Source organism: Marinobacter subterrani (assembly GCF_001045555.1).
Lineage (GTDB): Bacteria > Pseudomonadota > Gammaproteobacteria > Pseudomonadales > Oleiphilaceae > Marinobacter > Marinobacter subterrani.
This window is the reverse complement of the sequence record NZ_LFBU01000001.1, coordinates 1,174,768-1,188,865: the sequence shown is the minus strand read 5'-3', so window position 1 is coordinate 1,188,865 and position 14,098 is coordinate 1,174,768. Positions and strand designations below refer to the sequence as shown.

9 protein-coding genes are annotated in these 14,098 nt (G+C 60.9%); 3 read left to right on the top strand and 6 right to left on the bottom strand.

Translation table 11 applies throughout. From position 1 onward, the window contains the following. Position 1 precedes the first annotated feature (1 nt). Genes msub_RS05445 through msub_RS05420 form a run of 6 tightly spaced genes read right to left on the bottom strand, consistent with a single transcriptional unit; the run spans position 2 to position 6,966 of the window. Positions 2 to 1,732 carry a BatD family protein gene (locus tag msub_RS05445; RefSeq protein WP_048495075.1) on the bottom strand — a complete coding sequence of 577 codons (1,731 nt, stop codon included), beginning with the start codon at positions 1,730 to 1,732 and terminating at the stop codon, positions 2 to 4. Then, a complete protein-coding gene (locus tag msub_RS05440; RefSeq protein ID WP_048495074.1) occupies positions 1,726 to 3,546 on the bottom strand; it encodes a VWA domain-containing protein in 1,821 nt (606 codons plus the stop codon). Before msub_RS05440 ends, msub_RS05445 begins: the two co-directional genes overlap by 7 nt. After that, positions 3,536 to 4,564 carry a VWA domain-containing protein gene (locus msub_RS05435; protein WP_082146411.1) on the bottom strand — a complete coding sequence of 343 codons (1,029 nt, stop codon included), beginning with the start codon at positions 4,562 to 4,564 and terminating at the stop codon, positions 3,536 to 3,538. The genes msub_RS05440 and msub_RS05435 overlap by 11 nt, the downstream gene beginning before the upstream one ends. Continuing rightward, positions 4,558 to 5,028 carry a DUF4381 domain-containing protein gene (locus tag msub_RS05430; protein WP_048495073.1) on the bottom strand — a complete coding sequence of 157 codons (471 nt, stop codon included), beginning with the start codon at positions 5,026 to 5,028 and terminating at the stop codon, positions 4,558 to 4,560. The genes msub_RS05435 and msub_RS05430 overlap by 7 nt, the downstream gene beginning before the upstream one ends. Beyond that, the gene (locus tag msub_RS05425) at positions 5,025 to 5,966 is read right to left on the bottom strand and encodes a DUF58 domain-containing protein (protein ID WP_048495072.1); all 942 of its coding nucleotides are present in this window, start codon (positions 5,964 to 5,966) and stop codon (positions 5,025 to 5,027) included. The genes msub_RS05430 and msub_RS05425 overlap by 4 nt, the downstream gene beginning before the upstream one ends. Before the next feature lie 37 nt (positions 5,967 to 6,003). Further along, a complete protein-coding gene (locus msub_RS05420) occupies positions 6,004 to 6,966 on the bottom strand; it encodes an AAA family ATPase (protein WP_048495071.1) in 963 nt (320 codons plus the stop codon). A 162-nt stretch (positions 6,967 to 7,128) separates the two neighbouring features. Between msub_RS05420 and msub_RS05415 the strand changes: the two genes are divergently transcribed. The 3 genes from msub_RS05415 (at position 7,129) to msub_RS05405 (ending at position 13,959) form a co-directional block, all read left to right on the top strand. Continuing rightward, positions 7,129 to 12,021 (top strand): NAD-glutamate dehydrogenase, encoded by a 4,893-nt coding sequence (locus msub_RS05415; RefSeq protein WP_048495070.1) that lies wholly within the window; start codon positions 7,129 to 7,131, stop codon positions 12,019 to 12,021. Positions 12,022 to 12,086: 65 nt separating this feature from the next. Then, the gene (can, locus tag msub_RS05410; RefSeq protein WP_048495069.1) at positions 12,087 to 12,767 is read left to right on the top strand and encodes a carbonate dehydratase; all 681 of its coding nucleotides are present in this window, start codon (positions 12,087 to 12,089) and stop codon (positions 12,765 to 12,767) included. A gap of 142 nt (positions 12,768 to 12,909) precedes the next feature. After that, entirely contained in the window at positions 12,910 to 13,959 is a 1,050-nt protein-coding gene (locus tag msub_RS05405; RefSeq protein WP_048495068.1) for a class I SAM-dependent methyltransferase, read from the top strand. Positions 13,960 to 14,098 lie beyond the last annotated feature (139 nt).

Genomic DNA, 14,098 nt, shown 5'->3' with positions numbered 1-14,098 from the left:
GCTAGGCCAGGCCCCGGGGGTAGAGCGGCGGCAGGTCAGCTTGGGCCTCAGGCTTTCCGGTGGTTACCCTTATTTCTTCCAGTATCCTGACCAGCGGGGCCCCGTCCCAGGGCTCCTGGTCCCTGGTCGGGGCGAAAAGCCGGGCCTGCAGTTTGCGCATTTCCGTTGCCAGGGTCTCGCTCCGGAAATGCCCGGCAGCCTCCGCCGCCGAGTGAAAGCCATGCCCGGGGCTGCGCAGGTTAGCCCATTCCACCAGCCGTTCCGGTGTGGTTGCTGAGCCTTCCCGAGCTGCCTTGGCCAGCCGGTCAAAGGCGATCTTCTCATTCCCGTTTTCCCTGGTTTCAGGCGGTTTTTCCGGCTTGCTCCTCCGGGACCGCCACCAGAGCAGCAGTGTGCCGCCCCACAACACCGCCAATGCCAGGCTGAGCCATGGCCAGAATGACCAGAGACTGGGCGCCGGTGTCGAAATCCCCGGTGAAACCGGCTCCTTGGCAGGTTCGGGTGTTTGCCCGGCGGGTTCCGGGGTGTTCTGTGGCGGCACCGCAGCAGCGCCTTGGGCGGCCGTTACTGTCAGTGTTTTCTCCGAAATCACGGCCACCCGCTCCCGGTCGGCGGTTGTATCCCACCAGGGAATGCGGATCGCCGGCAGAGTCATTTGCCCGGGTTCGACGGGCACCAGAGCAACGGTCTGGGTCAGCGAAGACTTGAGACCGTCCGGGGTAGTCTCGGTGGTGCGCTCGGGCTGTTCCGGATAACTTCTCAGGCCCGGTGGGGTGGTATCCGGCAGCGGAGGCAGCGTCGCCGCCGGCAACCCCGATGCTGTCAGTCGGATTTCCCGGGTGAGGTTTTCACCGGTTGCCACCTCGAGGCTGGGCGGCAGCCCGGAGTCTGACAGGCTCAGGTTGCTGGCAGGCAACCAGGTTTTCCCGCTGAACTCCGATGGCACCTTCTTGACCGGTATTTCAAACAGCTCCTCGCTGTCCCTGAGGAATTTGAGTTGACCGTTGGCGTCCCGGGCCTGGCCCTCGAACCGGATCGGAGGCAGCTTGAGGCTGCCGGGCTGTTGGGGAAACAGGGCGTAACGCCGCTCCACCACGCGATAGCGCACGCCGTCACGATAACGCGAGAATTCCTGTTGGCGGCCGAGCGGTTCGATAACCACGTTCGGGTGCTGGGGCTCCGACAGTTCGCCCCGGATCAGGTTGCCACGGAAAAACAGGCGAACGGTCAGGATCAACTGCTCCTGCACATACACTTCGGCCTTGTCGGCAGACAGTTCAATAAAGCTGTCCCGGCCGGTGCCCGCCTGCTCTGGCGGCGTACCGTCCACGACTTCGATGGTTACCGGCCTGGATTCCGCGCCATTGAAGGTGAGGGCCGGGATGGTCAGTTTGCCGGTGGTTGTCGGGGCAAGCTGGTAGGTCCAGGTGATCTCACCCACCATCTGGTCATTGATGGTCTTGATGCTGTACTGCTGGTTCTGGGCCAGGATCCGGAACTCGGGCTCGACCTTTTCGATGTCGGGCTTCGGCAGGCTGGACAGGTCGAAATTGAACAGATTGCTGAGGTTGATATCCAGCTCCATGCTGCCCTTGACGGTCAGGGTCAGTACCTCGCCCTCGTAGAGCTTTGTCCTGTCAGGCTCGACCGTCAGTTCCTGTGCCTGAACCGGCAGCCAGATGGCCATTAGCAGAAACAGGCAGACAGCCGATGTGATCAACCGTTTTACCATGGTGTATCGCCCTCGTCGGATGGAGTCTGGCGTTGTTGATACTGTTGCAGAAACTTGCGTTGCAACAGGCCGCCTGGGTTGTCAGGCACCCGTCTGAGCCATTGTTCCTGGCTCTGGGTCAGCGGTGTCTCGGAAATGGCCGCGGGTGCCGGGACCTCGCCGGTTTGTGCCTCTTTTTGTCCGGGCTGTCCGGAGGCCGGTTCGGCAGGCTGTTCTTTCTGCTCATCCTTTTTCTGGCCCGGTTCGCGGTTCTGTTCGCCGGGCTTTTCGGGATTGCCCGACGAACGCTGGCTGGCATCGGAGTCCTGCTTCTGGTCGCCGCCGGAGTCGCCCGGTTTCTGATTGTCTCCGGATTGGTTCTGACCATTCTGCGGTTTTTTGCCTTCGTCGCCCTTTGAATCGGAAGAGTCTTTCTGGCTGTTGCTCTTGTTGCCGTCTTTGCCCTGCTTTTGCTGCTTCAGCAGTTCCTTGACAATCTTCCGGTTGTGGCGGGCGTCCGCCATCTCCGGATTTGCCGCCAGGGCAGCGTCGTAGGCTGCCAGGGCCTCTTTCAGTTTGCCTGCCCGGGCCAGTGCATTGGCCCGGTTGTAGGCAGCACGGGGCCCTTCAGCCCCGGAAAATGCCTTGGCTGCGGCCTCAAACTGGCCAGACCGGTACAGTGCCGAGCCTTTCCACTCGGGATCCTCCAGCCGGGTGGCGGCCTGCCTGGGGTCCTGTTTGATCAGTTCGGGAGCTCTCTGATCCTGGCGCTGCCAAAGCGCATCCCAGCCCATGGCGGCGGCCGGTTGCGGAAACGCCGGCAAAAGGATGATCACAAGGGCTGTGAAGGCGCCTCGCCGCCAGCCGAGGAGGATCAGCGGGAGAGCCAGCCAGAGCAGCCAGTAGCCGTCGTCCTGCCAGCGGCTGACGGTGAGGCCGGTTTCCGCCTTCTGCCAGTTGTCGGAGTCTTTGGCACTGAGTTCCAGGGCGTTAATGTCGGTGTTATCGAGCGTCAACTGGTGGCTTTGGCCGCCCGTATTCCGGGCGAGCTCCGCCAGGGCGGCGGGGGTGGCGCGGCTGATCACAATCTCGCCATTTTCCCGGATGAAGCCGCGGCGGGCCAGGGGAATGGGACCGCCTTCCTCGGTTCCGACGACCAGCGTACTGAGGGCATAGCCGGTTCCGGACAGGGTTTGCCGTATATCAGGTCGGTAGCGTTCACTGACCTGGTCAGTGATCAGCAGAATCCGGCCGTCACCGGGGGCGCCCTGTTGCAGCAGATCGACTGCACTGGCCACAGCAATGTCGGCCCGGTTGCCGGTGGCAGGCATTATGACCGGGTCGAGCACATCCAGCATGGCTTCTATGGTTCTGGCGTCCTCGGTCAGTGGTGTGACCACGTGGGCATCGCCGGCGTAGACGAGTAGCCCGGTCAGGCTGCCCTCCCGTGCCGCCAGAATATCCCGGATTTTCCGTTTGGCCCGGGTAAGGCGGTCTGGCTCGACATCGGTCGCCAGCATGGACAGTGACAGGTCGAGCGCAATCACAAGGCTGTCCCCCGGTTTTTTCAGCGGTGTCGGTGCCTGCCGCCAGGCCGGACCGGCCAGGGCAATGGCCAGGACAATCAGGGCGATAGTCGCCGGCGCAAGAGGGGACTTGGCGCTCTTGCCGGAGGTGCCATCGTGGCGGATAACGGGCGACAATAGCCGAGCCGGAATCAGCCGGGACCAGCCGCTGTCGCCAAGTCGTAGCTGGCGGAAGGCAAGATACATCAGCGGCAGCAACAGAATCAGAAGCAGCCACAGCGGGCGCAGGAAATGAAAATCAGCCAACATCCGGTTCGCCCTCCTTTTGCTGGCGGCGCGCGGCCAGCATCAGGCCCAAACGCCGATAAACAAACAACATCGCCCACAGGGCAACGGCAAGCCCGGCCGGCCAGGCATAGAGTTCAGTGACCGGGCGATAGAACTTGCCTTCCAGTTCGATGGGTTCTAGCTGATCGATGCTCTGGTAGATGAGTTCAAGTTCCGGCAGGCTGCGCGCCCGGAAATACTGACCACCGGTCTGTTGAGCAATTCGGGTCAACAGCGCTTCGTCCAGATCGCGGGAGGGGTTGACCCGGCGGGAGCCCAGCAGGCCCCGTTGCACCATGGATTCGGCGCCGATACCGATGGTGTAGATGCGCACGCCGGCAGCAGCCGCAATCTCGGCGGCTTTGTCCGGTGTGATTTCGCCGGCGGTGTTGGCGCCATCGGTGAGCAGCACCACCACACGCTGGTCTTTCGGTCGGTCCCGCAGGCGCTTGGTGGCAAGGCCAATGGCATCCCCTATGGCGGTGGCCCGGCCGGCCATTCCGAGCCCGGCTTCCTGCATCAGGGTCCTGACCGTTTCCAGGTCAAAGGTCAGCGGCGCCTGGACATAGGGCTCTGTGCCGAACAGGATCAGACCCAACCGGTCGCCCTTGCGGTGGGCGATGAAATCATCCAGAACCTGTTTGACCGCCTGCAGCCTGTTGATGCTCCTGCCATTCAGGATCATGTCCTGCTCGTCCATGCTGGGCGAAATATCCACCACCAGCATGAGGTCGCGGCCGGTCACCGGCATTCGGGTTTTTTCACCAACATACTGGGGCCGTGCCAGGGCGGTCACGAACAACACCCACAGCAGCAATAACAGCAGTTTCTGCCACAGGGGCACAGCGTTGCCCCGGCGAGTGACGCCGGGCAGGCCCGACAGCCAGTGGCCAACCGGCAACACCGGCGCATCCACCGACTGCCCCCGTGGTTTACGCCATTGCAGAACGAAGGGAAGGGCCACCAGAACAAGTGCCCAGGGCCAGGCGAGGTTCAGCATTTCTGACCTCCCAGCCACTGCCTGGCAAAGGCCAGTGCCTGGGCGGGCTCCGTTGAGACCGAAGGCCGCCAGGCACTTTCAACCAGAGCTTCCACCACCGGTCGGGACGCGATCCGGTGTTTGGGAGCAGTGGCCAGCAGAAATTCTACCCAGGCATCGCCGGTCAGCGCTTCGGGGTGTGACTCGGGGTACCGTTCCCGGGCCGCCTGTTTCAGGAGCGTATTGAGCTGCATAAACCACCAGGGTTCCTGGGCGGCCGAGCGCTCAAGCCCTGCCAGTTGTGCCCCGGCCGCCCGGAACCAGCGATTCCGGCGTCTGCGCCTGATTGCCAGCCAGATCAGGGTTGCGAGAAGCGCGGTCGCCAGAAGGGCAAGAACCCACCAGCCGGGCGCCGGAGGCCAGAAACCGCCGGGCTCTGGCAGATGAATGTCCCGGAGTTGGCTGAGTGGATCCTGCGGATTCATCCGATTCGCCCTCCCGGCCCCAGCAGTGCCTTCAGAGCTGTCGCCGGGTCCTCCCCGGTCGAGACACTGGCCGCGATAACGCCGGAGGTCCTGAAACAGTCTTCCAGTTGCCGCTGGTGGCTGGCCACTTTGGCGTGCCAGGCCTGCTGGAAACGCGGGTTCGCGGCATCAAACCAGACCGGGCCGTTGGGCCCGGCGACCGCAAACCGCCCGGTTTTCGGCAGTTCTTCTTCCAGGGGGTCGAGCACTCTCAGGGCGCTGACCGAGTTGTGGCGGGCGAGGGCGCCCAGTAATTTCCCGGTGTCCGGCGAGATTTCCAGAAAGTCGCTGATCACGAAGATCCGGCTGCCCGTGTGCGCAACCCGGCGAGCCTCGGTCAGGGCGGTATCCAGCCGGGTCTGGCTGGAGGCACCGATGGAGGCCAGTTCCCGGCTGTCTGTGCGTTGCTGCTCCGCCAGCGTGTCCAGGAGTCGAAGCACCGATTTTTTGCGCCGCGCCGGGCGCTGAACGCTCAGGGATTCGCCGTTGAAGACAATGCCACCCACCTGGTCTCCGGACCACAGGGCCAGCCAGGCGAGTATCGAGGCAAGCTGGGCACAGCGCACTTGCTTGAAGGCGCCCGTGCTGGCAAAAAACAGGCTGGGCCCGAGATCGCAGAGCAGCAGCACCGGCCGCTCCCTTTCCTCTTCATACAGTTTGGTGTGCGGTGCCTGCCGTCGTGCCGTCACCCGCCAGTCGATACTGCGGATGTCATCGCCCGGCTGGTAGAGCCGGACTTCGGCAAAGGCCATGCCGCGGCCCCGCTGGGGCGAGCGCTGGAGGCCGGCCTGGCGGGACCGGACCGGCCGGGCAGAGGGCAGTTTCAACGCCCGTGCATCGGCCTGCAGACGGATCAGGTCGGGCAGGGCTATGTGGGTTAGTGCTTCGGTGTTCACCATTCCTGACGGCTCCCGCGAATTGCTTCCGTCGTTGGCCTCAGGCACTCACCGGAACACGTTCGATCAGCCGCTCAATGACGGTGTCTGCCGTCATGCCCTCGGCCTCGGCCTCGAAGGTGAGCAGGATCCGGTGCCGGAGTACGTCGAAGGCCATGGCGCGAACGTCGTCCGGGGTCACGTAGTCCCGGCCGTCCAGCCAGGCCAGGGCACGGGCGCATCGATCAAGGGCGATGGTGCCCCGGGGACTGGCGCCAAAGGCTGTCCAGCGTGCCAGCTCCGGATCCAGGGCTGCCGGGTCCCGGGTGGCCAGCACCAGCGCCAGCAGGTACTGCTCTACGGCCTCGGCCATGAAGATATCGGCGACCTCCGTCCGGGCGGCAAACACCTGTTCGGCGGTGAGGCGAAGGTCTGTTTTGGGCAGGCCCTGGCGGTAATCGTTCCGCGCGAGCTGGAGAATGGCTTTTTCAGCTTCGGCCGACGGGTAGTGAATCACCACGTGCATCAGAAACCGGTCCAGCTGCGCTTCGGGCAGCGGGTAGGTGCCTTCCTGTTCGATCGGGTTCTGGGTGGCCATCACCATGAATGGCTGTTCCAGATGGAAGGTGCGCATGCCCACGCTGATCTGTCGTTCGCCCATGGCTTCCAGCAATGCCGACTGTACCTTGGCGGGGGCCCGGTTGATCTCGTCGGCCAGTACCAGGTTGTGGAAAATCGGACCGCGCTGAAACTCGAACTGGCCGGTCTCCGGCCGGTAGATCTCGCTGCCAGTGACATCGGACGGCAGCAGGTCCGGAGTGAACTGGATGCGGTGAAAGTCGCCGTCCAGGTGGTCTGCAAGGGCTTTGATGGCGGTGGTCTTTGCCAGGCCCGGGGCACCCTCGACAAGCAGATGTCCATCTGCGAGCAGGGCAATCAGCAGGCGGTCCACCAGTTTTTCCTGGCCGATTATCCGTTTGGCTAACTGTCCCCGTAACTCACCGAACGTATGCTGTAACGACATTGGAAGTGACTGCTCCCTCTCATGAGGTTTTTCTGGAGAAACCCGTATCTTGCGTAGGTAGTTGCCGCAGTTTTGGCGTCTGGCCGGCAAAAATCAAGGGTTTGACTATGCTTATGTGACGATACCGTGATTACGTTTAATTCACACTTACTGAGGTCGACCATGAATGCGCTGACAGTGGCCAGCAAGGATCAGTTCTTTGAACAGTTGGCTGAGGCCTTCGCAAAGAAGATTACCAAAACCGAAGCCAAGAAAATCAGCGAATTTGCCAAGCAACATTACGCCCACATTCCCCTGGAAGAGCTGGTCAGCCGACGATTCGCCGATACCTACGGTGCCGTGCTGGCAGCCTGGAAATTCCTGCAGAAGCGCTCCGTCGAAGAAACGTCGGTGGCGGTTTTCAACCCCGATCTTGAAAGCGACGGCTGGCAGTCGACCCACACCGTGGTCTTCATTCTGCACCCCAATATCCCGTTTCTGATTGACTCCCTGCGCATTGCCATCAATCAGCGGGAAATTGGCACCCACTCGATTCAGCATTCGATTCTGCAGGTCGAACGGGACAGCGGTGGCAAGCTGAAAAAGCTGCATGCCACCAAGAAGAGTGCCTCCGGATCGGCCTACGAGGCTTTCATCGTTCTGGAAATTGACCGTCACAGCAATCCGGAAGATCTGCGGGACCTGGAAAATGCCCTGCAGAACGTGCTGCATGAAGTCCGGATCGCAGTCTCCGATTTCCCGGTGGTTTCTGAGAAGGTTACCGAGATCATCGGGGAACTGGACAGCACCACCGCGGGTATCAATGAGGAGCAGAAGGAGGAGGCCCGGGCTTTTCTCGAGTGGCTGTCACGGGACCACTTTACCTTTCTCGGGTACGACGAATACGACTTCGCCAAGGACAAGAGCGGCATGGTGGTCCGGCGAGTTGAGAACTCCGAGCTCGGTATACTGCGGGTCAACAACGAACGGCCGGATCGGGTTCGCCTAAACGAGTTGCCCCAGCGTACCCGGCATGAGATGACCCGCACCGATGATATCTTTATCTTCGCCAAATCGGCCCAGCGCTCACGGGTCCATCGCCCGGCCTACCCGGACTACATTGCCGTCAAGAAGTTCAACAGCAAGGGCGAGGTTGTCGGCGAGCGCCGCTTCCTGGGTCTGTATACCGCCCGGGTCTACAACGAGCGTCCGGATGAAATCCCCCTGCTTCGTCGCAAGTTCCAGAGCGTCATGAAGCGTTCCGGTTTTCTGCGGGATGATTATGCCGGCAAGGAACTGGAGCAGATCCTGACGCTTTATCCCCGGGATGAGCTGTTCCAGATCGAGCCGGACGAGCTGCTCAGAGTGGCAAAAAGTATTCTCTATATTCAGGAACGTCGTCGTATTGAGCTGTTCATGCGGGAGGACGTGTACGGCCAGTTCGTTACCTGCCTGGCGTTTTTCCCACGGGACATCTACAACACCGAGCTCCGTCTGAAAGTGGAGCAGGTGCTGATCGACCGGCTTGGAGCGGAGGATGTCGAATTTGTTACCCATTTCTCGGAGTCTGTGCTGGCCCGGGTGCAGTTTACCATCCGGGTACCCCAGGTTGAGAACCGCCAGTTGCCAACGGCGGAGATCCGCGAAAAAGTCATAGAACTGGCGCAGTCCTGGCGTGACGGGTTGTCGGAGGCCCTGAGTGAGGCCTACGGCGAAGAGCAGGGCAACGAGTTCTATCGGCTCTGGGCCGGCGGGTTCCCGGCCAGCTATACCGATATGTTCTCGGCGAGGCGAGCGGCGATCGATCTCGAGCACATTTCGGCGGCCGCCACCCGGGGCGACCTCGCCATGAGCTTTTACCGGGCGCTGGAAGAGGATGAGAGCACCCTCCACTTCAAACTGTTCTATCCGGACCAGCCGCTGCCGCTGTCAGACGTGATGCCGATTTTCGATAATCTCGGCTTCCGGGTTCTCGGTGAGCACCCCTTCGGCGTGACAAACCGCAATAACAAGGCGGTCTGGATTCACGATTTCACCCTTCAGGCCCACACCGGCGATGTGGTGGATATTCACCGTATCCGGCCGATTTTCGAGGAGTTGTTCCGCCGGGTCTGGTATGGGGAGGCCGAAAACGACGCCTTCAACCGGATGCTGCTGTCGTCCTACATGAGCTGGCGGGAAATCGCGCTGCTGCGGACCTACGCCCGTTACATGCGCCAGATCCGTTTCTCCAACAGTCAGACCTTTATCTCCAATACGCTGGTGAATCATGTTGAGCTGACCCGGCTGCTACTGGAATTTTTCGAAGTCCGTTTCAATCCGGCCCGTTACCAGAGCCCGGGCAAGTGCCAGGCCGCGCAGCAAAAGCTGGAGATTGAGTTCAACGCCGGCCTGGAAGAGGTGGATAACCTCAGTGAAGACCGGGTGCTACGACTTTACCTGGAACTGATCCAGGCCACCCTGCGCACCAACTATTACCAGTTGAACGAGGCAGGCGGGCCGAAATCCTACATCAGCGTGAAGTTCGATCCCTCAGAGATTCCGGATGTGCCGCTGCCGCTGCCGATGTTCGAGATCTTCGTGTACTCGCCGAGGGTAGAGGGTGTCCATCTGCGCGGCGGCAAGGTGGCCCGGGGCGGCCTGCGCTGGTCGGACCGGTTCGAGGATTACCGGACCGAGATTCTGGGCCTGGTGAAGGCGCAGCAGGTCAAGAACGCGGTGATTGTTCCGGTCGGTGCCAAAGGCGGTTTTGTCGCCAAGTGGCTGCCAGACCCTTCGGATCGCGAGGCCTTCCAGGCGGAGGGCATCGAAGCCTATAAAACCTTTATCCGCGGCTTGCTGGATATCACCGATAACCTGGTCGATGCCGGCATCCAGCCGCCGGAGCGAGTCATCCGGCACGATGAGGATGATCATTACCTGGTCGTGGCCGCGGATAAGGGTACGGCAACCTTCTCGGACATTGCCAATGGCCTGGCTGCGGAATACGGCTTCTGGATGGGCGATGCCTTTGCCTCCGGCGGAAGTAATGGCTACGACCACAAAAAGATGGGCATTACCGCCCGGGGTGCCTGGGTTTCTGTGGAGCGCCATTTCCGGGAAATGGGCATTAACCCGGCGCTGGACGAATTCACCGCCATCGGCATTGGTGACATGGGCGGCGACGTGTTCGGCAATGGTCTGCTGTCATCGGAAAAAACCAAACTGGTGGCCGCGTTCAATCATATCCATATCTTTATCGATCCGGCGCCCGATCCGGAGCAGAGCTACAAGGAGCGCAAGCGGCTGTTCGCCTTGCCCCGGTCTGCGTGGACCGATTACGACCCCAAACTCATCTCCAGGGGTGGCGGCGTTTTCAGCCGGAGTGCCAAGTCAATTCCGGTCAGCCCGGAAGTGAAGAAGCTGCTGGACATCAAGTCTGACCGGGTACCGCCGAATATGCTGATTTCTCATATTCTCAGGGCCCAGGTGGACCTGCTCTGGGTGGGCGGTATCGGCACCTATGTGAAGGCAACGAGCGAATCCCATGGCGATGTCGGCGACAAGGCCAACGATGGCCTGCGCATCAATGGTGCCGAGCTGCGCTGTAAGGTGGTCGGCGAGGGTGGAAACCTGGGGCTGACACAGCTCGGGCGCATTGAATACGCCTTAAGGGGCGGTCGTCTGAATACCGATTTCATCGACAACTCCGGTGGCGTTGACTGCTCCGACCATGAAGTCAACATGAAGATCCTGCTCAACCGGGCAATGGCCATGGGTGACCTCACCTTCAAGCAGCGCAACATCATGCTGGAGGAAATGACCGACGACGTTGGGGAGCTGGTCCTGAAAAATAACTACCGCCAGACCCAGGCTCTCAGTATTGCCAATGAGGATGCGGCAACCCGGCTGGAAGAGTATCGCCGGCTGATGAACACCATGGAAAGTGAGGGTAAGCTGAATCGGGCCCTGGAGTTCCTGCCGGATGACGACACCCTGTCTGAGCGAAAGCTGGACAAGAAAGGGCTGACCCGGCCTGAGCTGTCGGTGCTGATCTCCTATGTGAAGGGCGATCTCAAGCAGACCCTGATCAACAGCTCACTGCCAGACGACCCGATGCTGGCCGGCGAGATGTTCAAGGTGTTCCCGCGGGACCTGAACCAGAAATTTGCGAAGGAGCTGGGCGAACACCAGTTACGCCGCGAAATCATTGCCACCCAGATTGCCAATGACATGGTTAATCACATGGGGATTACCTTTGTCGAGCGACTTAATCAGTCTACCGGTGCTGACGCCGCCTCCATTGCGCTGGCCTGGATTATTGCCCGGGACGTTTTCCGGATTGATAACTGGTGGGACCGCATTGAAGATCTGGATTTCCACGTGCCGGCGCAGCTTCAGATGCAGCTGATGCAGGATCTGATGCGGCTGATGCGCCGCTCGGTGCGCTGGCTGTTGCGTAACCGCAGGGCGGAGCTGAGTATCCAGAATCACATGGAGCGCTTTGCCGACAGCGTGTGGGCGATTACCGCAGGCCTGCCGGAATATCTGGGCGAGCAGGCGCGGATCAGTTGGGAGAAGCGGCACCAGGGACTGGTGGACGCGGGATTACCGACCGAGCTGGCGTCTGTGGTTTCCGGCACCGGGCACCTGTATTCATCCCTTGGCATTATCGAAGCGCAGGAAGCGTCGGGTATGCCATTGAAGACGGTTGCTAATCTGTACTACGAACTGGGTGACCGCCTTGATCTGAGCTGGTTCGCCAATGCCATTGCCGCCCTGGCGCCCGCTTCTCACTGGCAGGCACTGGCCAGGGAAAGCTTCCGTGAGGATCTGGACTGGCAGCAGCGGGCCTTGACCACGGGGGTACTGAAGCTGGCGGAAAAACCCGAGGACGTGCCGGCCTGTGTTGAGGCCTGGATGGCACGGCAACAGCCAATGATTGACCGCTGGAAATCCATGCTGTCAGAGCTCAAGGGGGTGCGAGAGCCGGAATATGCGATGTTCTCGGTGGCGTTGCGGGAACTTCTGGATCTGGCCCAGACCACCATGCACCAGCCTCATGGCGAGGTTGAGGCGGAGACTCAGACGATCTAGGTATTGCTTTGGGGGCATGATTCCCGTTCAATCGGCGGTGGGGAACCACTTAACGGAGTAGAACAATGGGTCAGCTTGACCACCTTCTTGAAAAGAACCGCGACTGGGCCGATGGCATCAAAGCCATGGACCCGCAGTTTTTCCATCGGCTGTCGAATCAGCAGGCCCCGGAATATCTCTGGATTGGCTGTGCAGACAGTCGCGTTCCGGCCAACCAGATTGTCGATTTGATGCCTGGTGAGCTGTTTGTCCACCGGAACGTGGCCAACGTGGTTGTGCACACGGATTTCAACTGTCTGTCGGTGCTCCAGTTCGCCATCGATGTGCTGAAGGTCAAGCACATTCTGGTGGTGGGGCATTATGGCTGTGGTGGTGTCCGGGCGGCACTGTTGAATGAAGGTTTCGGGCTGATCAGCAACTGGCTGCGACACGTGCAGGACGTGCGCGACCGCCATCAGGAGGTGCTCGATGCCCTGCCAGGCGTGCAGGACCGGATAGACCGTCTGTGCGAACTGAATGTCGTTGAACAGGTGGGGCATGTCTGCCAGAACAGTATCGTGCAGGACGCCTGGAAGCGAGGCCAGCCCTTGACGGTGCATGGTTTTGTCTACGATGTGGCGGACGGCATTCTCCGGGATATGGGGTTGTCGGTGGCTGGTGAGGAAGGTCTTGAAATGGTCCGGCAAACCAGTCTGGATGAACTGGTTCTCCGGCCAGTGCGTTCCGGGCGTCAAAAGACCGCATAGAAAATAATGTAAAATAGCGTCAAAAAAACGTGATTAGTGCCACTTTCTGACCCTCGGTGTCTGGTTCGGCGTGCAAGACTCGGGGGCGCATTCCGGTTAAAGTATCCCGTTTCCGAGCCACCCAAGCGGGATTACCTGTTCAATGTCTTTGCCCAACTCCCACGAAGCCTTGCTGAAGAACCGCCACTTGCTCACGGGTGAGGTGGCCCTGTTGGGTGTGACTTCCTCGGGCTTGCTGTCCGAACTTTCCGGGGCCAGCGGCATGGCTATGAGTGAGCATGCCGGGGTCTGCGAAACCTTGCGCGGGCGAGATGGCTGGAAGGTCTGTTTTGGCTATGAGGACCCGACTCTGGATGCCGGCCGCTTCAATACCCTGGTGGTGTTCCTGCCCAAGGCAAGGGCTGAGCTGGAATTGCGCCTGGCCCTGGCGCGCTGGCTGGCGGCGAAAGACGCCAGTCTGGTCCTTGTTGGCGAGAAGAAGGAGGGTATTGCCGGGGCTGTCAAACAGCTGAAGGCGGCGGTTCCGCAAGCGACCAAGGTGGACAGTGCCCGGCATTGCCAGGTCTGGTGCGCAGAGTCGGTGGAGCCGATGCCCGGGTTTGATCTCCAGGACTGGCTGAGCTGGACCGGTATCGAGTGCGGGGGCATTCAGGTGGACGTGGCAGGGCTGCCGGGTGTTTTCAGCCACGGAGAGCTCGACGACGGCACCCGGATGTTGCTTGACACCCTCAGCGACCAGCCTCTGCAAGCCAGCCGCGTTCTCGACTTCGCCTGTGGTGCCGGCGTCATCGGCGCCTGGCTTGAGGCCCGGCAAAAACAGATGGCGCTGCCGTCACTCACCGTCGATGGGGTGGATGTTCAGTCCCAGGCCATCACCTGCGCGCGGGCAACCTACCGGCGTGCCGGTGTTTCCGGTGACATAATGGCGTCGGACGGCCTCACTCATGTCGGGGGTGTATGGCCGGTGATCCTCAGTAATCCGCCTTTCCATAGCGGCGTCAGAACCGATATGTCCATGACCGAGCGGTTTCTTCGCGAGGTGGTGCGACACCTGACTCCCGGTGGTGAGGTTCGCCTGGTGGCCAACAACTTCCTGCCCTATGAACCCCTGATGAAGCGCTGCATCGGTCCGGTCGAGCGGTTGCGGGAAGACCGGCGCTTCACCGTGTATCGGGCGTTTCGTCAGCCCTGAAATAAAAAAAGCCCCTGGGGTGAGGGGCGAAAGGTTTGCATCCAGAACAACGGAGCTAACCGGAAAAAAGGGGGTATTCAGCGTGAACACCTGCAACTCTAGGGTTAATTTCTAGAATAATCAGCCTAAAATGACGCTT

Bases quoted from the DNA above. Each gene is read 5' to 3' on its own strand.
- msub_RS05425 (WP_048495072.1), bottom strand. From the start codon at position 5,966: ATGGTGAACACCGAAGCACTAACCCACATAGCCCTGCCCGACCTGATC.
- msub_RS05420 (WP_048495071.1), bottom strand. From the start codon at position 6,966: ATGTCGTTACAGCATACGTTCGGTGAGTTACGGGGACAGTTAGCCAAA.
- msub_RS05445 (WP_048495075.1), bottom strand. From the start codon at position 1,732: ATGGTAAAACGGTTGATCACATCGGCTGTCTGCCTGTTTCTGCTAATG.
- msub_RS05435 (WP_082146411.1), bottom strand. From the start codon at position 4,564: ATGCTGAACCTCGCCTGGCCCTGGGCACTTGTTCTGGTGGCCCTTCCC.
- msub_RS05415 (WP_048495070.1), top strand. From the start codon at position 7,129: ATGAATGCGCTGACAGTGGCCAGCAAGGATCAGTTCTTTGAACAGTTG.
- can (WP_048495069.1), top strand. From the start codon at position 12,087: ATGGGTCAGCTTGACCACCTTCTTGAAAAGAACCGCGACTGGGCCGAT.
- msub_RS05405 (WP_048495068.1), top strand. From the start codon at position 12,910: ATGTCTTTGCCCAACTCCCACGAAGCCTTGCTGAAGAACCGCCACTTG.
- msub_RS05440 (WP_048495074.1), bottom strand. From the start codon at position 3,546: ATGTTGGCTGATTTTCATTTCCTGCGCCCGCTGTGGCTGCTTCTGATT.
- msub_RS05430 (WP_048495073.1), bottom strand. From the start codon at position 5,028: ATGAATCCGCAGGATCCACTCAGCCAACTCCGGGACATTCATCTGCCA.